Genomic DNA, 24,583 nt, shown 5'->3' on the forward strand with positions numbered 1-24,583 from the left:
ACAACGGGTAGGTTGTGGCCAGACAGGGCTGAAGTGGTTAGCAAGGCCACCTAGAGTTAGGTGTCAAAACTAGAGAAAATACAAGCATCAAGAATACATGGCACAATACCCAATTCTGCACTAATCTGATCAATCAAATTGTGAACCACTCGGTAGACTTGCGGACAGGTCAAGGCATGGGCTGATGGGCTAAAACCACACCCGAACTCATCTAGTTTTTTAATTACCCGGCTATCAATTGGAATTTCATATTTAGTTACACCAAGATACTGGCCTAAATTTCGAGACTGCTTTAAGCCTATACCTTTATACTCAGATAAAGCTTCAGCTAACTCAATTTCGGACTCTCGTGTACCTTGTGAATAAGTCTGCTCAACGAGAGCTTTAACCTCCTCCATATGCTGCTGATTAAACCAATACAGAGTATCTGCTAGGTTCTCTGATATAATATTGGTACGTCGAACTCCTGCATTTGTTAGCTCATCATAGAAGAACTTTTCCGGATCTATAGCATTAGTGCAGGTCCCATAATCAAGCATTGGGCTACTGCCTTTTAAAAATTTAGACACCCTAGATGTAGGTCCCGATCGCTGTGCTGTCGTCAACTGGCACATTATAAATGCGTTCCAAATTGCATTTTCGTCCAGATCGAGTGCTTCAGTTCGAGCAACATTCCTTCTATATCTATTCTGAACAAAGCTGCTATTTTTATTTTGTTCATAAAACATCTTCCACTTTACGATACTGCTTTGAGATAGCTCCCAATCAAGCTTCATTTCCTATTTCCTTTTGACTCGTCAACACCTTATATACAGTAGTTCTGCTACACCCTAACTCTTTACTGATCGCGTGCTTGTTCATCCCCTGCCCTGCAAGCTCCTGAATACGCTCATGAAGCTGCTTATTAGGAAATCGTCCGAGGTGCCTTCCCTCTTCTCGTGCTCGCTCCCTGCCCTCGTTACAGCGCTGTAAGATGCGTTTTCTCTCCATCTCTGCGAACGCCGATATCGTGGTGTAAATGACTCGACCGACATCGCTATTAATGTCGACATTGCCCAGATCGTGAAAAATTAAGCCCGCGCCTTTCTTTGCCAGCGCATCAGCAATTTGTAGGGCATCGATGGTGTTACGAGCTAAACGGTCCACTTTCATCACATGGATGGTGTCCCCCTCCCGAGAGAAATCGATTAAAGCGTTCAGCTGGTCACGCTCGGCACTTTTGCCACTCGCATTCTCTTGAAAGATTTTTTCACAGCCAACCTGTTTGAGCTGTTCAACCTGAATGTCGAGCGACTGATCGCTCGAGCTGACACGGGCATAGCCAATTAGCATGAGTTAACGCCTTAATATGTTCACTTAGTTACACTAACTATAATGGTCATGACCATTAAATATCAACAGGAGTTTATGAACACTTAAAACGATCCTTTTGATAGGTGTCCTTAAAGTACACCTTCAGAATCAGGGAGCAGCTTATCAATCGCCGTGCGCCATTCATCGGTATCTGGAATAATGTTGTTAAGCTTTTGCAGAACCTTACGACACTCGATTCGCTCAGCGTACAACTCTTCATCCCATGCTAAGTAAGGCTCTCCAGCCAACATCTTCTGTTTTTCTGTTTTCACGTTATTTACCTATTTCCACACGACTGACCCAGTAATGGTCAATACAATGACCAAAAAAGGCAATACCGCATATCTTTCCCTCTCACAATAAGAGCGGTTTTAAGATGCTTACGGAGATGCGCTTCCTGTCACGATTTGTAGTGAACGACCCATTAAAATTCATGCTCAACAAACGCAACACATAGATGAAACCAATAAAAAAGCCTTTGCTATTAAGCAAAGGCCAATTGAAATTGATGTGTCATATCGTTTAGGTACGCTGTGCAACTGAATCTCGAATGACAAGACTACCCGTAGTGTCGATGGCATCTGCGTGTTCCGAATCTCCAACGATTTGTAGAATCGCCTTTTGGGTCATTTGCTCTAATGGAACGCTCACAGAGGTTAAGCTTGGTGTGAGGAACTCGCCTACTTTACTGTTATCAAAGCCAACGATAGAGATATCTTGAGGTAATGAATACCCCAGCTCAGTTAACGCCTTAATTGCACCAATCGCCATGTCATCGTTTTCAGACAGGATCGCAGTGAAGCTTGCTTTACGTTCCACTAAAGATTGAGCGGCACGGTAACCACTCTCCATGGTCCAGTTGCCTTGAGCAACGTTAGATTGGTTTAGCTCAATACCATGCTTAGTGAGCACATCTTGATAAGCTTGATAACGCTGTTCATCGGTCGACGAGCCAGCTTTACCACGGATAACCGCAATCTCTGTATGTCCCTGCTCTATGATGTGTTCAACCATCAAACAAGCACTTCGATAATGATCGGTAGTGATCGCATGCTCAGGCTTCGAAGGCATTTCACGGTTGAGCACAAGAATGGGAGTGTCAGTGCTCTCAATGCTCTGCGCGATTTTAGATTCACTCAAGCATTGCGGATAAATGATGATCCCGGCGCATTTCATATCGAGTAGAAAATTAATGGCTTTGCGCTCGTCTTCAGCACTGTGTTTACCATCGGTAATCACCAACTGATGATTGGATTTTTCACTGTAAGAAGCGGCGTAATACATCAAAGACGAAAAGTAAGGGCCGTTGAAAAGCTCGTTGGTAATAACAAAACCGATAAAATTAGTCTTCTTAGTCGCCAATTGTTGAGCCAACAAGTTTGGTCGATAGCCTGTCTCCTGAATCGCATCAAAGACCTTCTTGGCAACGTCAGGCCTTACGATGTTCTTGCCGTTCAGCACGCGAGAGACCGTCGATTTAGAGACGCCAGCGCGGTTCGCAACATCAAGCATGGTGACCATTCACTTACCCTTCTATAGAAAACTAGCCGACCTAAGCCAGCTAATTGTATTGCTTAGTGAAACGGCAACGCTCGCTGCCGTTTAATTGCAGGCATTCTAAATAGTGGCACCGTTAGATGCAATCACGCCTTTATACCACTCAAAAGACTTCTTGCGCTTACGCTCTAGTGTCCCTGACTGATCGTTGTGTTTGTCTACGTAAATGAATCCGTAGCGCTTTTTCATCTCACCTGTGGTGAACGACACCAAATCGATACAGCCCCAAGGGGTGTAACCCATCAAGTCAACGCCATCAATCGAAACGGCTTTTTTCATCTCTTTGATGTGATCGCCAAGGTAAGCGATACGATAGTCATCATTAATGCTGCCATCTTCTTCGATGGTATCAACCGCACCAAAACCATTCTCAACGATGAACAGTGGCACTTCATAGCGCTCATAAAGAGATGCTAAGCAGTAACGCAAGCCTGTTGGGTCAATCGGCCAGCCCCAATCGCTCGACTTGATGAACGGGTTCTCGACCGAATTTTCATGTCCACCGTCCATTGCTTCTTCAGTCGACTGATGCGAAGAAGAATCCAAGGTATTCGACATGTAGTAACTAAAGCCTAAGTAATCGGCTTTACCCTCTTTTAGGATCTGCTCATCTTCAGGCTGCATTTCGATATTAAAGCCTTTGATAGCCCAATCACGCTTGGCATAGCTTGGGTAGTGACCACGAACCATGACATCAGAGAAGAAATAACGATCACGCATCGCTTGCTGCGCCACCATGATGTCTTCTGGCTTTGAAGAACGAGGGTAGAAGGGCACCATCGCACACATTGCACCGATCTGAAGATCTGGGTTGATCTCATGACCTTTCTTCACCACCAATGCGCTCGCAACAAACTGATGGTGAACTGCTTGATACATGGCTTCTTGTGGCTTTTCGCACTGTGGGAACTTCACGCCAGAGCACAACCAACCGAAGATATCTGCCGAGGTATTCATTTGGTTGTTGATCTCGTTAAAGGTCATCCAGTATTTCACTTTGTGCTGGTAACGCTCCATCACCGTAGTTGAATACTTAACGAAGAAGTCGATCACTTTACGGTTAATCCAGCCGCCGTATTCTTTGGCTAGATGGTAAGGCATTTCAAAGTGGCTCAGCGTCACAACTGGCTGAATATCGTATTTGAGAAGCTCATCAAACAGGTCATCGTAAAATTTTAATCCCGCTTCACAAGGTTCGGCTTCATCGCCATTCGGGAAAATACGCGTCCACGCGATACTGGTGCGGAAACACTTAAAGCCCATCTCAGCAAATAACTGAATGTCTTCTTTGTAACGATGGTAGAAATCAACCGCCACTTGGTTTGGGTAGTTTTCACCGTCGATCACACCATCGGTGATTCGACGCTGAACACCATGAGCGCCTGCTGTTAATACATCGACAACGCTAACACCTTTACCATTCGCATCCCAGCCGCCTTCTAGCTGATGCGCCGCAACCGCGCCACCCCATAAAAAATTGTTTGGAAATTCGTTATTCATACCATCACTCACTACAAGTTATTCGCTAGAAAATAGATAGGTTTAAGGTAACAAACTTAAAAGCTGAAACTCTGAAACCGATTTCAAGATGCAATAAAGATACACATTGAAACCGGTTTCAACAACTATTTTTGATCTTTTTTGATCACAAAGTGAATTTAAGGGAAGCGGTCATGGTTTACAGATAACGTTCAAAAACGCCAATATTAAATACAAAAAAACCAGCTCAACTAAGGTTGAGCTGGCTTTACAGTGTTCAAGAAAAATAGAGCAGGCTAAGACAATGGCAATTGACGGATCATTTGCTGAACTTCATTACCATATTTTATGCGCTGTCTGGTCTCTTCAAGTGCGTACATTTGGGTCTTCTTAGCAGCAGGGCTAGCACTTCTGCCTTCAGTTACCATATTATCCGCTGAGGACTTCTCCTGATCCAAACGCCCAGGTATTGTTTTGACCGTAGACCAGCCCAAACTACCGATCGAGCGCGCCGTCATTATACCTTGATAGATGGTATAACCTCGTGCACCAACCTTTACCTGCCCAAGGAGGATCTTTGTGTAGCCACCATGAATCGGAGGAGGCGTGTACGTCATCGTCTTGCCGCCCTGAGTCATTCTGGTTGCAATCACCCGTCCCTCAGAACTTCCTATGCGCATGGCCGGGTTCGTTTTACTGGCCCATGCCACATTGTACTCACTCGAAGGCCTGATTTTATTCATTAAGCGAGAACCAAGGCCTGGCTGTGTCACATCTTCTAGAGCACCGCCAGCTCTTACCCAACGCAGATTCTGAACCGACTTATAGGCCGAATACCCGCCACTTACCACACCAATAATATCGAAAGGAATCGTCGCTATATCAAGTTTACGAGAAATGTCCCCATCATCGATAACACCTGATGCGATTTGCAATGCGCCACTGGTCATCCCAGCAATACCACCGATGATACCAGCCGCCAACACCAAGCTTGAACCACCAGTAGGTGCCGCCAATGCAATACCAACTATCCCAGCAAGTACACCAAAAGCACCAAACAAGATCTTGCTGATATTCAGGTGCCCACTTGGGTCAGTGAAATTAATAGGATCATTGTGACAATACACATAAGCATTATGAACACCCTCATTAAAAGGCGCCAAACTGTCAGGGGCATTGAAACGCATCAACTTAGGTTGGTAAACACGATAGCCTTGTCCTAAGTGATAACCTTGCAACACGGGGTCTAGCCACTCACCATTGAAACCAATGTCTGAATGAGAGATTGTCATCGACTGCGCCATCGCCAAACGAACTGAAGTCGGTAGCAAGGATATGCCACCAGCCACTGCCGCTGTTTGACCAATTTTAATCAGAAACTGACGGCGATTAAGTGGGGTAATAAATACCGAGTCTTTATTCTTCATTTGCATTCCCCGCTTGCTCGCGTTGTCCATATGGAGAGTAACGGTACGTTGAGCCCGTTTTTCCTGAAGTATTAGAGGCAACGACAGACCCATTTTGATCGGTCGCTAACAGGTTTGTATCCGAACCTGACTCTGACCATATTGGGACCCCTTCGTGATAGATATACTGAGTCAGTGTGCCATTTTCCTCTATTGCTGAGAGGTCACCCCATAGATAGCTAAATTGGCGAGATTCAGATGGCGACTGCTGAGCCGAAAGTCGGTCATTACTGTCATAGTGGTAAATCCATTCAGTATTGTCGGCAAACACGCGTTGTAGGCGGTCGAAGTTGTCATACTCGAGCACGCGACCATCCGCATCTTGAGTCATGTTGCCATTCAAGTCGTACTCGATTGATACTCGGCTATCCAGTTGTGGATGAGAGTGAGTAATACTGGTCAACCGACAAGGATCATCCGACTCATAAAAATAACGAGCGAAATCTTCAGATTCAGCCGTCAATGTACGCTGAGTCAACATGTTACCCAACTCGTCGTAGCTCCACTCAATTGAAGTCATTGGCTGTCCCCAATCACTCAAAGGTCCCGCCCCAAAGAATTCAACCTTAGTAAGCTGAGCAAGCTCATCATAGGTATAGCTTTCTGTCAGGTTGCCTAATGTCGCACACTCTTTGGTACGAGATTCGAGCATACCTAGCGCGTTGTATTCTTGTGATTGCTCAAAGATATAATGGTTGTTCAAGGCAACAGCTCGATTCACTTCACGGCTGTACTCATCCCAATCAAGCTCCGTAATTTGGGTTTGATTACCAGACACTAAAGTCTCGACGATCACCCGATCAAACTCATCATAATCGTAATATACCGTTGTCGAATTGCAGCTCAGCTTCACCAAACGCCCGAGCTCATCATAGCCGTACTGTCGAGTATCCGTGTCGCTATCAACGGCAGCGATAACCCCGCCATCTGAATAACTGTAATAACGAATCTGTCCATCATTTACCTCAACTTCAGGCAACCCCTTCGACGAATAGGTAATGGTGCTTTGATTGCCTTCACTATCTTGACTCCCGGTTTGCAAGCCGGATATTGGGTCATGACTATAGTTAGCAACCTGCCCATCAGACGACTTGGCACTCAACACACCCAATTGACTATCGCGAGTAAACTTACGTACTGGCGCTGACAAGCTAGTTTCAGTTTCAGGAATATTACTGCTGTCTGAGTAGGACCAACTCAGCGCCGCTTGAGTACTCGCACCGCGTCGTAGTGATCGCTGACGCCCTAAGCCATCAATGTCACGTTGTCCCACCGTTGTCCCACCAATCTTCAGGTCTACAACCTGTGACTGATCGGTATGCTCAGCGTAGGTGATGTTGTGATCGACACCGTTCGCTTGAGTCATGCGAATCACGCGATCAAATCGGTCGTAATGGTAGTGCTTAGATTGAGCAAGCGGGTTGGTTTCTTTGATCAGCCTCCCCCACGAATCATACTCATAATCCCAGCTATGAATCCCCTGCTCTTTTTTGTCTTCAAGACCCCAAGTGTTCAGAGAGCTCACCGTCATGGTTAAGCCTTCAATGCCCTGAGTTTTCTTACGCGATGCAAGGTTGTTAAATTCAACGCGACGCTTTCCGTTAGCAAGCAACGTAGATTTAACCTGCCCCCAATCATCGTATTCATAACTCTCAGTTAACACTACAGGCGCCGATCTGGAGTTTCGATCGGGCAGCACATCATAGGTACTCTTGCTTTGCAGCCTGCCAAACGCATCGTACATTTTTGTCCATACGACGGAGTTGCCAACCTTGGCTTCTAATTCTCGCCCTTGACCATCCCAGCTCTGCTCACACAAGTTACCTTTGCAATCAGTTAACAGCAGAGTTTGTCGGCTCAAACCAGTATCAACAATATATTGGTACGAACGGGACGCACTTCCTTCAATTCGCTCTTCGGTGGTTCTTCGAAGCTTGTCATAAGCAAATGAACAGCTGACACCGTCAGAGTCGACGTGTCGCGCTAACTCACCAATATCAAGGTAGTGACCAACAACAAGATTGGTTTTCGTATTATCATGGCAAGTCAGTTCTTCGTGTTCTTCAAGAACATCATTATCCAATGCATACTGATAACGTGAAGTAGCAGAATAGACACCGTTAGGGTGAAGAATGTCATTTTGTACCGAAGCCAGTCGGCTAAATGAATAGGTGTCACTAGTATCAGTTTGATAGGCGTAATGAGTTTGGTAACGTTGTGTATCCTCTTCTAGTCTAAGCACTACGTCTCGCTGACCATTTAACCCCTCTAGAGAAGCATACTGGTAAGCAATCACTCTTTGTTCAGAGCCATTGTCTAACGTGCGAGATTTAACGAAATTAACCATGCCCGTTGGTGATGCAGGACAGCCCGCCTCTCCATTTTTAGCATAGTATTCATAGTGTTCTGTAATACTATTCTCGTCGACAAACCTAAGCATGTTGCCGTATTCGTCATAGTCCCAGAATCTATTTTGAGCTTGGCTGTCCGATCCAGAGAACCAAACCTGCTCCTCTTTACTAATCAATGAGTACTGAGCGGGTTGAGCGGAGAACTCTTGATTATCAATGGCGGGGTAATCCAACCTTTTCAAATGAACCAGGTTGCCATCGACGTGTCGAGCTTCTTCAACAAGCAAGTGGAATTGATTGTAGGTTTGAGCCGTGACAATAGAGCCATTTTCAATTTTTTGTACGCGATAGCTGTACGCTCTGCCACGCTCCAGCAAATTATCAAGCCCTTCGCTCAACTCGCCACCAGGCGATCCGTACCCCATAAAATTACGACTATCGGTACCAATACTGTCATAGGTTGTCGTAATGATGGGAGAGTTGAGAGTCAGCACATCATGAGCAGTCACCGCAGGTAAATAGGTCATCGAATTAATTCGAATACCATTAGCTTTGTATCGCAGACTTTCCGTTAAACCACAAGGATGAACCACTTTCTCAATTAGCGTGTATGTACCAATGTTTAGATAACCAAAGCTATAGCTACCGGCGCGCTCAGGTAAGTCACACTTAACCAACTTACTGTTATTTAGCGTAAGACCAAAAAAGGCCTCGTGGGTACTGCCAAGATTGGTAAAAATATTGACGCGACCTGCGCTCACATATTCAATCCACAGTAGTGCCGTTTGCTTATCTGTTCTGTCGTCCCAAACTTTGTCCAAGCGCTTCTTGCCGCCCACATTGAGCCAAGAAAAGTAGAGAGCATGTCCATTACTTTGAACTACCTTAATGATGTCACCATCTTTATCTAAGATATCAGTACGGCCATTTTTATAAGTAATTTCGTAACCATTTGCACTAGACGATACCGAAAAGTCGAGCAACTTTTTGTAACGAATACTCATTTCTAGATTGGCATTTAATTCAGCACGATAGGATTGTCCATTGGCCAGATAGAGTTGTTTATTTTCAATATCGTATCTCGGAAGATTTAACTTCCAGCCTTTACCAAAACCAAGGTTATCTGCTGAGTATGGTGAGAATTGAATGGAGATATCGAGGTTTGGTCCCTTGAGCCAGTTACCAATAAGAGAGCCAAGTAAGATTTGGTATGAGTAGCTTCTGGTCCTTTGGTCTACACCGCCCGAACAAAAACTATCAAAATTAAAAGCATTTGAAGTCCAATTAGACATAAATTTCCCCTAAAGTAGATGAGTTAGCTCAAATGCTTGAGCTAACTCTGTTTTGTTCGAGTGTTATTGGCTAACTAGGGTCCAACGGGTGTAATCCCACTTCTGACCACCACCAGTAAATTCACTTTGAGGATAAATAAGCTTCAATGGTCCCTTGTTACCGTATTGGTCGAATACAGTAAATCGGTACTCTTTTTGCGAATCGTTGTTTGACGTTCCGTTGTTCGAATATAACAGCTTGCTAAGAGTCACTGATCTCAGCTGTTGGTTAACACGCCACACAGCAGTTCGGCCTTCACCAGCAGCACTATTCCAGACATACTCGTCAGAGACTTTGCGCTCTGAACCTGGAACAAATATATAACCTTTCACAGAGCGATTATCGTCTGGGCAATCTGAGTAGCAGCCCAGCCATTCATCGTTTAGGAACACTTTATCGCTATCTGACTCGTCAAAGTTATCCATAGCAACCTGAACCAGCTGAACGGACGTATCTTTCGGTGTCACATAAAAGTTACGCATCTCTGCTTTATCAAAATAGAACCCGTCGGCGTTGGCTTCTTCCCACACCAATTCGCCTTCCCCAAGCTCAGAAAAGTCAGCCGCGCTGTAAGACTTAGGCTGCACGCTTTGGTAGAACGCACTGCTTTCATTCGGGAAGGCACAGCTATCGTAGTAATTGTTGTCATACTGGCTTCCGGCATCGAACTTAACCTTCATACACACTTCACGGTATTGAGCGACTTCGTTGCTGTAAACCCAAGCGGTTAATTTAGTATCACTTGCTGAAACACGAGACGTAGGAAGGGTCTTCGAGTAACCGTAACTGCTGCCCATTTGGTGAGAGTAGTCATTTGGATTCAACGTGTACCCCCAACAACCTCTTCCGTAACTACAATCTTTATCTTTGCCTAACTCCTGCCCACTATTCTTTAGGTAAAATGATATCGCCCCCTCTAAGTCACTCTTAGATACGGTCGCTGGTCTGCCGTAGCTATCCGCAAAAGAAACAGAAACGCTGAGTTTTGACTGCATTCTTCCGTTAGCGTAAAAAGGCATTGGTACACCATTGCTTTCATTATGATCAGCCGTCAGATCATCGTCGACCACATGATAGTCACCATTAATGGCAGCAACACTTACATTGGAAAAAACACATGCCGACATTGCTAATAACAATGACTTCTTCATCGATAACTTCATAGTATTGACCCTCAACATTATTCGTTAAGAAATTAAATAAAAAGTACAGTTATCTTTGGATATAGCAGTTTTTTGATAATTAAATCATATTAAGGTCTTTGCCTTATTCAATGTCCACATCATCAAATTTGCAAACGCCATTGACCATTCCGATAACTATTACTTACAAGCCATTTAATTGATTAAACGGACAGCGCCAAGTTAATTAATCACTTCATCAATGTAAAATTTCTAAACCTTGCTAAAGCCGACTAGGACACAAAACCAAATGAAAAGTAATTCCCCAATAAAACAGGCACTTATATTGACAATGAAATCACCAATTCAATGATATTCAGGTAATCACCACTTCACAAATGGAAAAAGGATTAGTTTTTATAAAATCTTGACTGTTTATTTGTTGTGGCTCGCATCAATAAACACCTTTAATGTTAAGATTATCATTGATTTTAGAAAGTTTTTTATTATTTGGAATAATTCGTTAGCCGTTTACCCCTGAAAATAAAAAGGGAACACCCGACATCTCTCTTATTATCTAATAAACTTCAACTCTCGTTAAATTTGTCAAAATTTAATTTTTACCATTAAGTTATTAAATAAAATTTCGTTTATCATGATAAAAATAATCTATATGGTTTTACCTCATTCTTATTAATTAAAATTATGAAAGGCTTGTTCACCTCTACTTGTTAATCCCTTGAACTTTTTTAAAAACCATGTTTGACCCGTCTACCAGTGTAGGCTTTATGCTCAGCACCCATTCATCAAGAGGTGTGTTATGTCTATTCATCGTTCCTTCGCAGTGCCTCGTCCGCTGCTTTCATTTTTCGACGAATTATCCGACCCAGCAAAAGGAATTGCACTGGCGCTTATCTCAAATGCGCTGTTCATATTAGTAGGCGTTATTGTCCGCGAGTTGAGCCAGACCATCGACATTTTCCAGATCTTGCTATTTCGACAACTGGTTTTCGTCACCTTATTAATGCCATCGATAATCAGCAACATCGATGCAATGCTCCACCCTAAAATGGTGTCAATGCATGTATGGCGTGTCACCGGAGCATTCATCGCACTCTACTTCAGCTTCTTAACCGTCAGTAATATTCCGTTTGCCGATGCAACCGCATTAGGGTTTCTGAAAGTGTTATTCGTGGCTGTTATCTCTCGTCTATTCCTGAAAGAAAACGTTGGCTGGGCTCGTATGACGACGATCTTAGTTGGCTTTACTGGAGTGATGTTAGTCGTACAACCGACCTTAGAAAGTGAATCTCTGTTCTATGTTGGAACAGAATTAGTCGCAGCATTAGGTGCTGCTATTGCGGTTATCTGTGTGAGGAAAATGGCGAATGTAGAGTCGAAAACCGTTGTATTGGCCTACCAAGCCATCTTTGTTGGCGCTGTTGCGTTAATCCCAGCGATCATCGAATAGCAATGGCCGACATGGTCTGAACTGGCTTTATTAGCTCTGGTCGGCGTTATCTCTTCTATCGGGCAGTGGTTTGGAGTGACAGCCTATAAATGGGGAGAAGCGAACGTAGTGTCGAATGTCGAATACTCACAAATGATCTACTCAATGATTCTAGGCTATCTGTTGTTTGCGGAGCTGCCAAATTCACTCGCTTTGATCGGTGCGAGCGTGATTTTATTCAGTGCAATCCTGCCGTTTATCATCAAAGCGAAGCAGAAACAGTAACTGTCATTGTTCAGGCTAACTGTTAACTGATTAGCTATTTATGCCCCAAACCGCATTTAGCAAGGGGCATTGATCATTCGTTTATCAATGGTGCTCAAAATACTGATCATGTTGTGATTTAACAGCCTGATCTTGAGTTCCCGGGTAGAACTGGACGAGCGTCTGGTCGGCGAGCGTAAGATGAATCCAACCTTCTTTAACCCTTAGCCAATTGGTGCCGTTTTTATCATAGACAATAGGAAAACGGCCCCAGCCAGAATCCGACACCTGTAACTCTTGAAAGCGCTCAATCGAGGAAAGCTGATCGCTTTCGAAACTTGCACTCGAATAGACGGGCAAAGGTGCAATAGCATCGCTTGGTTTAAAGGTATAACAACTTACAGACGCAGAAGTGCGATCAAACCATTGATATGGTTGAGCTCCGGTTAGATCATAAACCGTACAATCATTGAATTTGATAGCCCAGTCTTGATGATCTTTGAAACCGAGGTAGCCAATAGATTGAGATGGTTCAATTGTCGTCTCTGGTGCATCAACCTGCGCTAGCTCCGAAGACGCACATCCCACCAAACTCAGACTAAAAACAAAAGCCAAAATGCGCTTCATCATTCCCCCTCAAATCCGTAAGTCATTCAATCAAGTCCGTACATTAAACGGTAAGTTCCAAGCGATTACCATCAGGATCGAGGACACAGCTCCCATAATAACCATCGCCCGTTCTTCTTGGACCGTCTAAACGTTCATAACCATCTTCGACTAAGCGGTGAGTCAGTTCATCGACGGCTTGCTCTGACCCCAACGAAATCGCCATATGAACAAAGCCCGTGAACTGATCATAGATGTCATCTTTCGATTCCGGGACTGAGTCCATCTCCATCAGTTCCAAACGGCTACCGGTATCAAAAGATAAAAAGTAAGAAGAAAGAAGAAAAGCCTTTAGTTGGATTATGGTATTTCTGGTTAGACGTCGCACCAAAGTAATCTTCATAAAATCGTTTCAGTACTTCGAGTTGTTTGGTCCAAATCGCGATATGTTCAATCTTCATTTCTAACACCTAATGTGGATATTTAGCATCAGATTACTCGCCAAAGACCTTCCTATTTATTTGGTGATATTTCACCCAGTCGCTGCGCAATATTGGCATATCAATTTGTGTAATAGATAGCTTTGCTCCATAGTCGGTGTTTTACACAATCGAGATTCAAACTGTGAGCTATTTTAAACTGATCATGCTAGCTGCTATATGGGGAGGCTCGTTCCTTTTCATGAGAATTGCAGCGAATCCTTTAGGCCCTGCGGTCCTAATTGAAGCGCGAGTTTTGTGTGCGGCAATCACCCTACTTTTGGTTTCTTTTTATCTAAAGAGAAAGCTCTCATTTAATGCTCATTCGAAACACTTTTTCATTCTCGGTTTGTTTAACACCGCACTTCCTTTTTTGTGTTTCGCTTATGCGGCTCAAACACTGAATGCTTCAACCCTCGCAATTCTGAACTCAACAGCACCGATATGGGCGGCAATCATTGGAGCCATATGGACCAAAACTGCACTTGAGAGCAAGGTATTACTTGGGCTAAGTATTGGTGTTACCGGGGTTAGCGTATTAGTCGGATGGGATGCGTTCAATATTGGCCAAGAAGCCATTATTCCAATCTTTGCTGCCGTGATGGCCGCATTTAGCTACGGTATCGCGTCTAACTACACCAAAACAGCACCTAAGGTTGAAGCCTTCAACAATGCCCACGGCAGCATGTGGGCAGCGGTGTTAATCGTATTGCCATTTGTGTTTTTCATGCCAATGCGAGAAGCGCCCGATCTTACTATCACCACATCGGTCATCTTATTAGGTGCAGTATGTACCGGATTAGCGTATCTGCTGTACTTTAATCTCATCAATGAACTTGGTGCGCCTTCAGCCCTTTCAGTCACCTTTTTAATTCCGGTTTTTGGTATTCTCTGGGGTAACTTGTTCTTAGGTGAAGCCATTGGCATTAATACTGTGGTTGGCTCTGTCTTGGTCATCACAGGCACCATGCTGGTGACCGGTTTATCACCAGCAAAGATGCTCAAAAGCGCACGCCAAAAGCGAAAACAAAAAGCGGAATAACCAGATATAAAAACGGCCTCATTTTGAGGCCGTTTTTATTTGATTCACATGTAACTCAGCCGACTTTAGACTTCTTCATATACTGCTGGATCTTGTCCCTCAACCACTGATGAGCAGAGTTTAAATCGGTTCTTTTATGCCAGATCATATATTGCTGCATCGGCAAGATTTCAAATGGTTGTTCGAGCACTTGAAGCTGAAAAGAGTCTGCAAACTGGTTAGCAAAATCACGCGATGTACTGCCTACACAATCCGAGCCCGATACCAACACACACATCGTCATTAACGAGTCACATTCCGCACTGACCTTTCTTTGCTTGAGCGGCGATTTAGTAAAGTAGTCAGCGGTGTATAAACGCGTACGACGCATTCGGAAAGTAATGTGCTTTTCATGATAATACTGCGCTTCTGTCACTGAGCCATTGATTCGTGGATGTCCTTTTCTGGCAATAAGTACTAGCTCATCTTCAATCAAAGGTTGCTTTAGGTACCCATTTACTTGTGGGTAGTGAATATCGATAGCTAAGTCCGCTTGCTGCATGCTCAGACTTTGCAGCAAATCCTCTTCATTATTCGGCACCATGGTGAACTCGATTGAGATATTACCTAAAAAGTCATCCTGCTCCACAAGAGGTTGTAGCTTGGTTAAACCTATCTCATTAACCAGAACTCGAAACACGTGATGCTGCTGATTGTCGAACTGCTTTAACGTACTCACCGCGCTCGTAATTCCATCTAGAGCAGGTTCTACACGACTTGCCAGTTGCACCGCCGCATTAGTCGGCGAGATACCCCGCCCTTCACGGATGAAAAGGTCAGTATCACCAGGTGTATTGGCGAATATGACAATCGAGAGCCTATTGGATTACTTAGCAGTAAAAGTGGATTCGTTGAAAGCGCAAAACACGCCATTTACCATGAATATTCAACTGCCTGACGTGAAAGAGTTCTACTACGTAGAAATGTCTAACGGTAACCTAAACAACATTCAGGTGAGTGAACTGCAAGATGCCGATACGACGCTGATCATCAATAAAGCAGACGTGTCTGATATCGTATTGAAGAAGACAACACTCAACAAACTGCTAGAAGATGGTCAAGCTGGCGTTAAAGGTGACAAGTCATCACTGAACAAACTGCTCTCTTCTCTGACGGAAGCCGACACCTCATTTGAGATTGTCCCACGTCCGAATAAAGGTGAAGAAGTGGACGCTGAGCTATACAAAGATTCAGCAGAACATGCCCACTAAAACCATTACGCACTAACGGAATGACAACGACAACAACGTCAAACCAAGCCTAAAAGGCAGACGGCTATTAACGACAAAGCCTCACCCATTCGATGGGTTGAGGCTTTTTTTGTTTGATGAATCATCAAGCGATTTATTTCAGATTTCTCAATAACGGACGATCTTGTTATCGCTATCCTGTGAAGTATTAGAAACTTTGCGCAATAAAACTTTGTTATAAAAGTGCTTCGGAGTCGGTATCAAGGGAAAGATATGCAGAAAAAAATTCTGATCACAGGAGCAACTGACGGCATTGGTTTAGAGACCGCAAAAATGCTCGCTCAGCAGGGACATCACATTCTGATTCATGGCAGAAACCCTGCCAAGATCAACAAAGTTGTCGCAGCTCTGTCTCGACTGTCTAAAACAGCGATCATTGAAAGTTATATTGCAGACCTATCAACACTCTCAGAGGTCGAAGCGCTCGCCACTCAGATAATGGCTGACCACCAGCGACTCGACGTTCTCATCAACAACGCAGGCGTGTACAAGGTGTCGGACATCACCACTTCAGACAACCTTGATGTACGTTTCGTGGTTAACACCATTGCGCCTTATCTACTAACACAAAAACTGCTTCCTCTTTTTGATACGAACGGCCGTATCGTCAACCTATCTTCAGCAGCTCAATCACCCGTAGATTTAAGTGCACTTATCAGCCCAAATGCAGGGGAGTTGGATGGCCCTGTTTACGCGCAAAGTAAACTCGCACTAACGATGTGGTCTATTGATTTGGCGAACGCCTTAGTAAATAGCCCATCAACTAATGGTCTCGCCGTTATCCCCGTAAACCCAGCCTCTTTCCTCGGCAGCAAGTTAGTGAAAGATGCTTATGGCGTTGATGGTAATGATCTGACGATTGGCGCAGACATCCTTTGCCGTGCAGCACTCAGTGAAGAGTTTGCCAACGCTTCTGGGAAATATTTTGATAATGACTCTGGGCTGTTTAAAGACCCTCACATTGATGCTCTAGATCCCACAAAAAACCGTAAACTGGTGGAAGTTATCGAACAGCTGTTACAAGAAAAATTGCCCGCCGAACACCATTAAACATGGCAGACATATAGCATTATGCATGCTTAATAAAAGCTTGGCTCAGCTGCTGAAAGAGTGAATCTACGTTGGGCATGGGCGTCACATGTTCAGATAAAAGCGTATGAACATGTGGCTCTACCACGGTTGGATTAGCGCAAATCTGATTGTAAAAGTTCACAGGGGCAACGATATGCTCTAAGTCAGCATCTAACAAGATACAGGCTTGCGAAAGTACGATCTGACCGCCCCCGCGTTTCAGCAAAACACGCTGAGCCGTTCCCACTATTTTTTGCTTATTGATGTTGAGATTGTAATCACCATCGCAATAAGAACCTGGAGTTGCGTGCACATCGACATCAACGCCTAACCCTTTAAAAAATTGAGTTAAAACATCACATAAATGCAGATAAGCTTTTTGAATATTGTACGCTTCATCGCTCGGCCAATGATAAATGTGCGATAGGTTAATGACTCCCGGTAACTGGGGAACGGGAGCACCACCCGTTTTACGCGAAGAGAGTTGCCAACCTTGTGCCTCAAGCTGCTTTCTAGATTCCAACGTCACTGGCCACTTTTTACCTGCAGGCAAAACAAGTTTCGGCGTTTTGGCTTGCCACAACATTAAGGCTTGTCCAATCTCACCATTCTGTATTTGCTGCAGTAGCTCATCTTCTTTTTCAAACGCACGATCAACATCAATGTGCGGGTAACGCACGAGCTTGTTCGTTAACTTCAATGCACTTTCCTCTACAACTTGTGAGTTCGAATTAATCACTAGCCCTAGATTAATAATATATCCCCCAAATCTAATACAACATAGCGCCAGAGGTACAAAATTTTATTATTCCTATCTATGCAGTATCGGCTTAGTTAAAAACCTCGTGCTTGGACAGCTTTAGTCAAGCAAGGTTGTCTGATATGGTGACGGAAGAACTTCAGCAATTGTTTTAGATAGTATTGAATATGAAAACACTCACCATACTTGATGGCGGCATGGGCCGAGAACTCAAAGAAATTCGCGCACCCTTCTCGCAGCCTCTTTGGAGCGCTCAAGCGCTGATTGAAGCTCCGGATTTTGTTAGCCAAGCGCACCAAAACTTTATCGATGCAGGCGCTGAAATCATAATTACCAACAGCTATGCGTGTGTGCCTTTTCACTTGGGTGAAGAACTGTTTGCACAAAGAGGATTTGAGCTAGCAGCGCTGTCTGGCGAATTAGCTAAAGCAGTTGCTGACCAAGCGCCTCAAGCGGTCAAAGTGGCAGGCTCTATTCCACCACCATTTGGTAGCTACCGACCTGACTTATTCAAAGTCGAAGAAGCGGCATCTATCATTCAAACCCTCTACGATGCACAAGAACCAAATATCGATCTGTGGTTGGTAGAAACCCTATGCAGCGTGCAAGAGTTTGAATCCATTCATGGGGTACTCAAGCAATCAACGAAACCGTGTTACTACGCCTTTAGCTTAGAAGATACCAAAGGCGACTCTACATCTATTCGTTCTGGTGAGAGCGTAAAAGAAGCCGTCAAGCTGGTTTGCCAGTCTAACGCGACAGGCATCATGTTTAACTGCTCGGTACCGGAAGTGATGGACCAAGCGATTATAGATACCAAACAGGTAATGGATGAGTTAGACCAAGATCTAGAAATCGGTGTCTATGCAAATAACTTTGCGCCGATAAGCAGTGAACATGAAGCGAATGACATGCTTCAAGAAATGCGCGAGTTAGATGGCCAAGGTTACTTAACCTATGCAAAACGCTGGCATGCCCTCGGCGCTAATATTATTGGTGGGTGTTGCGGCATCGGACCAAAACATATTAAAGCCCTAGCGGATTGGAAGCGTTCCACACAAAGCTAAAACGCCTCTTCGATTGAAATAACAAAAATAGAGAACAGATTGAAAGATCTGTTCTCTATTTGTTTGTGACGCCCCTAAGTAAACTAAGACAAAACAACGATTGGAGTAAGTGATGAGTGACACGCAACGTAAGATTAAATGGGGTATCGCAGGGCTCGGCAATATCGCGAATAGATTCGCAACAGCGCTAACAGAGCACTGCTCATTTGGCGAACTCTACGCGGTGTCAGCACGTGACCAATCAAGAGCGGCTCTGTTTGCTAATAAGTTTGATTGCGATAAAGCTTATGGATCTTATGAAGCCATGGCTCAAGATCCCGATGTTGAAGCGGTGTACATTGCCACGGTTCACCCTTATCACAAACCTCTAGCCAAGCTATTTCTCAGCCATAACAAGCACGTATTGGTAGAGAAACCTGCCTTTACCAACCTTGATGATTGGTTAGAAATGAAAGCCCTAGCTGAGCAAAATGGTGTGATGTTGCTAGAGGCAATGAAGACTGTCGTGTTCCCAGCTTATCGCGAGCTTACATCGTTTTTAATCGACAACAATATTAGGCTTGACTCGATAGAAGCCAGCTTTGGTAATGAGCACGACTACGACCCTAACCTGTTTATCTTCAACCCGGATTTAGCCGGTGGGGCAACGCTTGATGTTGGAGTGTATGGTCTGTGGTTCTTCTACGATTTATGTCGCACTCTTGAGATTACGCCTTCTCTACCTAAAGTCGAAATGTCGAGCCTCTATGAAGGTTCGAATGTAGATACCGATTCGTGCTTCCAGTTCTCTGGAGAGATCAACGCGACCATATCGGCTTCGACGGTAAGAAACCTGCCACGCGCAGCGCGATTAACGGGCCCAGATATCGCCATTACGATTAAAGAGAAGTGGTGGAACCCAGCCCATATAACGGTGGAGTACAAACAAGAAACCTTCACCATCGAGCACCCCGTTCAAGGTAATGGGTTCGAGTATCAAATCGAGCACTTCTCGCAACTTGTATTAGAAGGAAAACTTGAGTCTGATATCCTAAGCTCAAAGATAAGTGCACAGGTTCTTGAAACCATGGAAAAAGCGCTCGCTGATGCAGGCTACCAACACTTAACTCAACCTAACGTTTAGGAATTCGAATTGGGCAACCTAAAGCGCAAGCTTGAACTGTACGAAAAGATATTTCAGGCTTTTGGGCCTGGAGTATCACGCTGCCAAGTCAGTCAAATCGCAACGCTTCTACATGTGAGTGAGCGTCACGTTCAAACTCTACTCAAAGCAATGACAGCACAAGGCTGGATTGAGTGGCAAGCCAGTTCAGGACGCAATAAAAAGGCACAACTCACGTGTCTGATTGAACCGATGGAAGCGTGCTACCAATACGCACAAAGCCAAGCAGATTCAGGCAATATCGAACAGGTCTTTAGCACCTTAAGCTTTAATGGACGCAATGCTGGCACAGAGCTGCAAGCCTTTCTAAATAGCGCTAATCAATCGGCACAGAGCGTCGCGTATATTCCCTTCCACCGTGAACTAGAAGCGCTTCACCCTCAGCATGTACTGAGACGTACCGAGCGTTTCTTAGTGATGCAAATTTGCCAGCGTCTCACCTCGGTACAACAAGGTAAATTATGTAGCGAGTTGGCTTATCATTGGCAACCCAATGAAGATGCAACGATCTGGCGTTTCCAAATTCGTAATGGTGTTCAATTCCACAACGGCCGAACAATGGAAGCCCAAGACATTGCACACTGTCTGACTTTGCTCTCTTCAAGCAAGTTATGGCATCGCTGCTATCAGCATATTACTGAAGTATCTGCGTCTTCAGGCAACATCATCACAATTAACCTTAGCAAGACGGATTGGCATCTGCCCCGCTTGATTGCCAGAGCCGAAGCATCGATTTTTGAGCCTAATTATGTCGATAGGTTGGTCGGTTCCGGTCCATTCTCATTAGCGATCTTCTCAAACAAGATGCTCAGACTGAACCGCAATGATGCGTATTCGAATCAGGTTCCGATCCTAAATCGAGTCGAATTGTGGGTTTACCCAGAGTGGGCAGAGAGTAAAGCGTGTGCTCAAAATCAGGTGTGCGTAAAAATGCCTGAAAAGACACTCAAAGTTGGCGAATACAGTTGTGCACATGCGCGAGCTCATGGCTCTACTTTTTTCAAAATTCAGAATCCAAAGTTGTCTTCTACCAACCGAACATTCACCGTCGAAGACACCTCGGAATGCCAAGCTTTTTTCAAGCAATCTTCAGCGCCTGGTGAAACTAAACTCACCGTCGAGTATGGGGATTTTTCAACAATAAGAGACGCTGCTTTATGCAGCATTATCGATGAAAACCACTCATTCTCTTCTTGGTTAGGCTTCTTCACCCGTTTCCCTTTCGAAGATCTGTCACTACCCGTTGAAATGCTCGCAACCATCGAACAGGCTTTAACCTCAATTCAGTGCGAACCAGACTTTGAACAAGCTGCCAAAACGCTCTTGAAACTCAAATGCTGGCTATACAAGACTGAAGTAGTGGTTGAGCTTAAGCAAGAGGCATTCAATCTTGAGGTATCTGAAAAAATACACGGAGCACGAGTAAATGGATTCGGTTGGTGTGACCTCGATAAGTTGTGGATTAGCCATATTTGATTCTATCTTTAACAGAGATAAGTCATTCAACACATAGACTTACCTTTAACACTCCTCTGCCATAAGCAAAGCGTGCGGGTGTTAAGTTACGATGAAACTAGGCTCAACCCTATAGAACCAGTAGAAGGTAAATCATGAATCGACACCTAAAAGGCCCAATACTGCTCCTCAGTGCATTTTCTTTTAGCAGTATGGCAAGCACGACCTGCAACTCACTTACTGGCTGTGAGAAAAAGTTCTGTGAGATCGAGCATCAAATCGAACAAGCCAAGCAATACGACAATCAATACAAAGTCGACCGACTCACAACGGCATTAAAAGCGGCAAAAGAAAACTGTAGCAACGGAAGTTTGAAAGACGACCTTCGTGAAAAAATCGAATCTAATGAGAAAGATTTGGCTGAGTATCAAGCCGACTTAGAAAAAGCCAAACAAGACAACAGGTCGGACAAAATTAAAAAGTATCAGCGCAAGATAGAAAAAGAGCAGCGTAAAATTGATGACTTAAAGCAAGAATTGTCTGAAATCCCTTAAATCAAATTCGCGCACATCGAAGCGGCTTCAATGAAAAAATGGTCTTACTCATTCGTAAGACCATTCACAAAAAACGGCTATAAATCTGAGACAACCTAATTGCCTCTCCATTCAATATTTATATTCGAGTACGCCAAACGGATATTCGTTATGAAGTTTTACAAGCTCAGTGGTAGCTGAGGAACCTTTATAGCTGAAGCCATATTTAAACCTGAAAAAATGCAACCACTACTACCACAAAAAGTAATTCAATCTACTCACATATGGTTGCACAACGTTAAGAAGCTCGAGTTATCCTAAACCATTACTATTGATATATGTCAGATTTATCACTTGTAACACACGCCGTTTACACTCAGCACTCGCGAACTATGTGTATTAGCAACGACTCTTTAGTTAGTAAAACAGGAACAAACTCTATAAGTGTTCCGGTTTTGTCTTCCTGAAATCATTTAGCCTGTCTATGCTTTCATTCATACAGGTAAAAAAGATGACAACTTATGACTACATTGCAAAGTTCATTCGATCAACTTATCCGCACGAGAGAACGCGGGGATTGCTGGCTCGGATTTTCTATATGACACCTGCGCAAAGAGTGCAAAGGCTCAATGAAATATTTGACACTAACAAGTTTTGGGAGGATACACGAGAGAGTCATACTCGAATGACTCAACGAGAAAAGTCCAACGATACTGCGAAAATAAATGAATAAACGTAAACTAGAATTATACGAGGACCTGTTTCAAAAAATGGGTCCCGGCACTAATAAGGTGACTATTGAACAGATCGCTACCGCCTTTATGTGCAGTGAAAGGCATACGCGAACTCTACTTAAACAAATGTCCGAAATGAATTGGCTGACTTGGGCTCCAGCTAGAGGACGAGGCAAAAGAGGGCAACTTAACTGCGTCGTAGAACCAATCGATGCTTGTTACGCACAAGTAGATAAAGCTATAGACAGCGCAAAATATGAACAAGCACACCAATTAGTGAGCTTTAACAAACGAGATGCTGCAGTCGGATTAAAGCAATATTTGGAGCGAACATCTAGCCAAAATGATAGAACTATCTACGCTCCATTTCACAGAAAGATAGGACCACTACACCCTCACAAATCTATAGAACGAACTGAAAGACATCTAATTCATGAAGTTTTTCAGACTTTAGTCACCTATGAAGGGTCAGAGCTTATAGGAGATCTTGCGCATCACTGGGAAAGTGATAAAGGCCATATGAATTGGACTTTTCACCTGAGATCCTCAGCAATTTTTCATGATCAATCAGCCGTAACAGCGATAGATGTTGTTGAAAGCTTAAAAGCCTTGTCTCTATCTGTGTACTGGCAAAGGTTATACGATCATATTAGCGACATAGAAATAGCTTCGTTGCATTGCATTATTATCAGATTAAAAACCAAAGACCCTAGCCTACCTCTGTTGTTGTCCAGAGCTGAAACAGCAATTATGCCTAAACATAGCATTTACCAGCCAGACATGAGTTACTTGCCCATAGGATCTGGGCCATTTCTTGTTGAGGTTAACTCAACTCGAGTTCTTAGGTTAGCACGAAATGACCAATACAGCGGCCACTGCGCATTAATTGAAAGGATTGAACTTTGGATTCATCCGGAATGGGAGCAAGACAAAAAGTGCGCTGAGAATTTCTTCTTTCTTGATGGTGATGAGAACAAATACAAAGTATCAACTAGTGATATTGGTTACTTTTTCATTTTACTTAATCATAGTGAGCTCCAAACCACTTCCATCAAAAGTTCACTAATCAATTTGTTTCAATGCAATGACCAATCATCATTTGAATGGCCATTTCCCATATCGTTCAGCTATGAGAACAACAATGAAAATCGCAACTTTGCTCGTAAGTTAATGCGTGCCAATTCATCCATAAATAAAAAGCCTATAGGTCGTCAGCATTCATACGGACGTGCTGTACCTAACCAAGACTTGGCTATTGGTGGGATTCGATTAGAGGGAGATCGAGTTACAAGCTTGTTTGCTTTTTTCAAGCTTTACCCTTTTTGGAGTAAAAATCTAACTTGGGAGCAGCATGATAATTTAGCTAACACTTTAAATACCATACGTAAAACTGAGTCCCCTACTCAAAAAGAAACCTTAATAAATGGCCTAATAACTGATCTCTACAACAATAATGTTCTTGCGATCTTTAAGTCAGAGAGTTTAACGCTAACGGTTCCATCTCGAGTAAGAAATGTCGAAATCAACTCTATTGGTTGGTGCGATTTTGCAAAACTTTGGGTAAATCCAGATTAAGTAGAGTATATTATGGTCATAAAATATTTATACGATTCATTAAGTTAGTGGGAGTATTTAATGAAAAAAGCAATGATCTTAGGGCTTAATCATATCACCATTGCAGTCAGTGACTTGGAACGTTCTATTCGTTTCTATCGAGATACTTTGGGGTTTGCGGCTCATGCTAAATGGGACAAAGGAGCTTATCTTTCTGCGGGCGACCTCTGGTTTTGTCTTGCTCTGGATGAACCTTGCCCGAAAAATGACTATACACACACAGCTTTTGATATTGCACCAGAAGAATTTGAAGCCTTTACAGAACGTGTTATTTCATCAGGCGCGACAGTTTTCAAAGAGAACAAAAGCGAAGGGAACTCACTCTACATTTTAGACCCTGATGGGGCTTTGTTGCGTAAATCGATGGAACCAAATCAAGAAGCTACGATCTGATCAGC

The 24,583-nt window shown here is 43.7% G+C and carries 16 protein-coding genes and 6 pseudogenes; 10 read left to right on the plus strand and 12 right to left on the minus strand.

What is annotated here, in order from left to right:
- Positions 1–56: 56 nt before the first annotated feature.
- The 8 genes and pseudogenes from JC606_RS20150 to JC606_RS20185 all read right to left on the minus strand — a co-directional run bounded on the left by JC606_RS20150 (position 57) and on the right by JC606_RS20185 (position 10,689).
- Positions 57–776 carry a hypothetical protein gene (locus JC606_RS20150; protein WP_198779289.1) on the minus strand — a complete coding sequence of 240 codons (720 nt, stop codon included), beginning with the start codon at positions 774–776 and terminating at the stop codon, positions 57–59.
- The gene (locus tag JC606_RS20155) at positions 766–1,332 is read right to left on the minus strand and encodes a recombinase family protein (protein WP_198779290.1); all 567 of its coding nucleotides are present in this window, start codon (positions 1,330–1,332) and stop codon (positions 766–768) included. The genes JC606_RS20150 and JC606_RS20155 overlap by 11 nt, the downstream gene beginning before the upstream one ends.
- 119 nt (positions 1,333–1,451) lie before the next feature.
- Positions 1,452–1,625: pseudogene (locus JC606_RS20160) on the minus strand (maltose acetyltransferase domain-containing protein); the annotation flags it as partial.
- Positions 1,626–1,875: 250 nt separating this feature from the next.
- Entirely contained in the window at positions 1,876–2,874 is a 999-nt protein-coding gene (locus JC606_RS20165; protein WP_198779291.1) for a LacI family DNA-binding transcriptional regulator, read from the minus strand.
- A 96-nt stretch (positions 2,875–2,970) separates the two neighbouring features.
- A complete protein-coding gene (locus tag JC606_RS20170) occupies positions 2,971–4,410 on the minus strand; it encodes a 6-phospho-beta-glucosidase (protein WP_198779292.1) in 1,440 nt (479 codons plus the stop codon).
- 275 nt (positions 4,411–4,685) lie between these two features.
- Positions 4,686–5,816 (minus strand): RHS repeat-associated core domain-containing protein, encoded by a 1,131-nt coding sequence (locus JC606_RS20175; protein ID WP_198779293.1) that lies wholly within the window; start codon positions 5,814–5,816, stop codon positions 4,686–4,688.
- Complete coding sequence (locus JC606_RS20180) at positions 5,806–9,498, minus strand: RHS repeat protein (RefSeq protein ID WP_198779294.1); 3,693 nt, start codon at positions 9,496–9,498, stop codon at positions 5,806–5,808. Before JC606_RS20180 ends, JC606_RS20175 begins: the two co-directional genes overlap by 11 nt.
- A 63-nt stretch (positions 9,499–9,561) precedes the next feature.
- Positions 9,562–10,689 (minus strand): hypothetical protein, encoded by a 1,128-nt coding sequence (locus JC606_RS20185; protein ID WP_198779303.1) that lies wholly within the window; start codon positions 10,687–10,689, stop codon positions 9,562–9,564.
- A 790-nt stretch (positions 10,690–11,479) separates the two neighbouring features.
- Here JC606_RS20185 and JC606_RS20190 point away from each other — a divergent pair.
- Positions 11,480–12,394: pseudogene (locus JC606_RS20190) on the plus strand (DMT family transporter).
- A gap of 84 nt (positions 12,395–12,478) precedes the next feature.
- Here the strand turns inward: JC606_RS20190 and JC606_RS20195 are convergent.
- Both JC606_RS20195 and JC606_RS20200 read right to left on the minus strand, forming a co-directional pair.
- Entirely contained in the window at positions 12,479–13,003 is a 525-nt protein-coding gene (locus tag JC606_RS20195) for a hypothetical protein (RefSeq protein WP_198779295.1), read from the minus strand.
- Between the two features lie 40 nt (positions 13,004–13,043).
- Positions 13,044–13,440: pseudogene (locus tag JC606_RS20200) on the minus strand (VOC family protein).
- 220 nt (positions 13,441–13,660) lie between these two features.
- Here JC606_RS20200 and JC606_RS20205 point away from each other — a divergent pair.
- The gene (locus tag JC606_RS20205; protein WP_233090525.1) at positions 13,661–14,500 is read left to right on the plus strand and encodes a DMT family transporter; all 840 of its coding nucleotides are present in this window, start codon (positions 13,661–13,663) and stop codon (positions 14,498–14,500) included.
- A gap of 55 nt (positions 14,501–14,555) precedes the next feature.
- On the opposite strand, the pseudogene JC606_RS20210 reads toward JC606_RS20205, so the two are convergent.
- Positions 14,556–15,320, minus strand: a pseudogene (locus JC606_RS20210) (LysR substrate-binding domain-containing protein); the annotation flags it as partial.
- Here JC606_RS20210 and JC606_RS20215 point away from each other — a divergent pair.
- Both JC606_RS20215 and JC606_RS20220 read left to right on the plus strand, forming a co-directional pair.
- Positions 15,313–15,750: pseudogene (locus tag JC606_RS20215) on the plus strand (alkyl sulfatase C-terminal domain-containing protein); the annotation flags it as partial. The pseudogenes JC606_RS20210 and JC606_RS20215 sit on opposite strands and share 8 nt — an antisense overlap.
- Positions 15,751–16,002: 252 nt before the next feature.
- Positions 16,003–16,839, plus strand: a complete 837-nt coding sequence (locus tag JC606_RS20220; protein WP_198779297.1) for an SDR family NAD(P)-dependent oxidoreductase — start codon at positions 16,003–16,005, stop codon at positions 16,837–16,839.
- Between the two features lie 19 nt (positions 16,840–16,858).
- Here the strand turns inward: JC606_RS20220 and JC606_RS20225 are convergent, their stop codons facing one another.
- The gene (locus JC606_RS20225) at positions 16,859–17,560 is read right to left on the minus strand and encodes a lipoate--protein ligase family protein (RefSeq protein ID WP_198779298.1); all 702 of its coding nucleotides are present in this window, start codon (positions 17,558–17,560) and stop codon (positions 16,859–16,861) included.
- Between the two features lie 227 nt (positions 17,561–17,787).
- Here JC606_RS20225 and JC606_RS20230 point away from each other — a divergent pair, with 227 nt between their 5' ends.
- The 6 genes and pseudogenes from JC606_RS20230 to JC606_RS20255 all read left to right on the plus strand — a co-directional run.
- A complete protein-coding gene (locus JC606_RS20230; protein ID WP_198779299.1) occupies positions 17,788–18,687 on the plus strand; it encodes a homocysteine S-methyltransferase family protein in 900 nt (299 codons plus the stop codon).
- Positions 18,688–18,799: 112 nt separating this feature from the next.
- Positions 18,800–19,810 (plus strand): Gfo/Idh/MocA family protein, encoded by a 1,011-nt coding sequence (locus JC606_RS20235; protein ID WP_198779300.1) that lies wholly within the window; start codon positions 18,800–18,802, stop codon positions 19,808–19,810.
- A gap of 9 nt (positions 19,811–19,819) precedes the next feature.
- A complete protein-coding gene (locus JC606_RS20240) occupies positions 19,820–21,325 on the plus strand; it encodes an SgrR family transcriptional regulator (protein ID WP_198779301.1) in 1,506 nt (501 codons plus the stop codon).
- Between the two features lie 134 nt (positions 21,326–21,459).
- Entirely contained in the window at positions 21,460–21,858 is a 399-nt protein-coding gene (locus tag JC606_RS20245) for a DUF1090 domain-containing protein (RefSeq protein ID WP_105024085.1), read from the plus strand.
- A gap of 704 nt (positions 21,859–22,562) precedes the next feature.
- Positions 22,563–24,146 carry an SgrR family transcriptional regulator gene (locus tag JC606_RS20250; protein ID WP_198779302.1) on the plus strand — a complete coding sequence of 528 codons (1,584 nt, stop codon included), beginning with the start codon at positions 22,563–22,565 and terminating at the stop codon, positions 24,144–24,146.
- 72 nt (positions 24,147–24,218) lie between these two features.
- Positions 24,219–24,530: pseudogene (locus JC606_RS20255) on the plus strand (VOC family protein); the annotation flags it as partial.
- Positions 24,531–24,583 lie beyond the last annotated feature (53 nt).

The organism is Vibrio sp. IB15, assembly GCF_016406055.1.
In the GTDB taxonomy this organism is placed as follows: domain Bacteria; phylum Pseudomonadota; class Gammaproteobacteria; order Enterobacterales; family Vibrionaceae; genus Vibrio; species Vibrio chagasii.

Bases quoted from the DNA above. Each gene is read 5' to 3' on its own strand.
- JC606_RS20175 (WP_198779293.1), bottom strand. From the start codon at position 5,816: ATGAAGAATAAAGACTCGGTATTTATTACCCCACTTAATCGCCGTCAG.
- JC606_RS20185 (WP_198779303.1), bottom strand. From the start codon at position 10,689: ATGAAGAAGTCATTGTTATTAGCAATGTCGGCATGTGTTTTTTCCAAT.
- JC606_RS20150 (WP_198779289.1), bottom strand. From the start codon at position 776: ATGAAGCTTGATTGGGAGCTATCTCAAAGCAGTATCGTAAAGTGGAAG.
- JC606_RS20220 (WP_198779297.1), top strand. From the start codon at position 16,003: ATGCAGAAAAAAATTCTGATCACAGGAGCAACTGACGGCATTGGTTTA.
- JC606_RS20235 (WP_198779300.1), top strand. From the start codon at position 18,800: ATGAGTGACACGCAACGTAAGATTAAATGGGGTATCGCAGGGCTCGGC.
- JC606_RS20180 (WP_198779294.1), bottom strand. From the start codon at position 9,498: ATGTCTAATTGGACTTCAAATGCTTTTAATTTTGATAGTTTTTGTTCG.
- JC606_RS20250 (WP_198779302.1), top strand. From the start codon at position 22,563: ATGAATAAACGTAAACTAGAATTATACGAGGACCTGTTTCAAAAAATG.
- JC606_RS20245 (WP_105024085.1), top strand. From the start codon at position 21,460: ATGAATCGACACCTAAAAGGCCCAATACTGCTCCTCAGTGCATTTTCT.
- JC606_RS20230 (WP_198779299.1), top strand. From the start codon at position 17,788: ATGAAAACACTCACCATACTTGATGGCGGCATGGGCCGAGAACTCAAA.
- JC606_RS20205 (WP_233090525.1), top strand. From the start codon at position 13,661: ATGAGAATTGCAGCGAATCCTTTAGGCCCTGCGGTCCTAATTGAAGCG.
- JC606_RS20195 (WP_198779295.1), bottom strand. From the start codon at position 13,003: ATGATGAAGCGCATTTTGGCTTTTGTTTTTAGTCTGAGTTTGGTGGGA.
- JC606_RS20165 (WP_198779291.1), bottom strand. From the start codon at position 2,874: ATGGTCACCATGCTTGATGTTGCGAACCGCGCTGGCGTCTCTAAATCG.
- JC606_RS20155 (WP_198779290.1), bottom strand. From the start codon at position 1,332: ATGCTAATTGGCTATGCCCGTGTCAGCTCGAGCGATCAGTCGCTCGAC.
- JC606_RS20170 (WP_198779292.1), bottom strand. From the start codon at position 4,410: ATGAATAACGAATTTCCAAACAATTTTTTATGGGGTGGCGCGGTTGCG.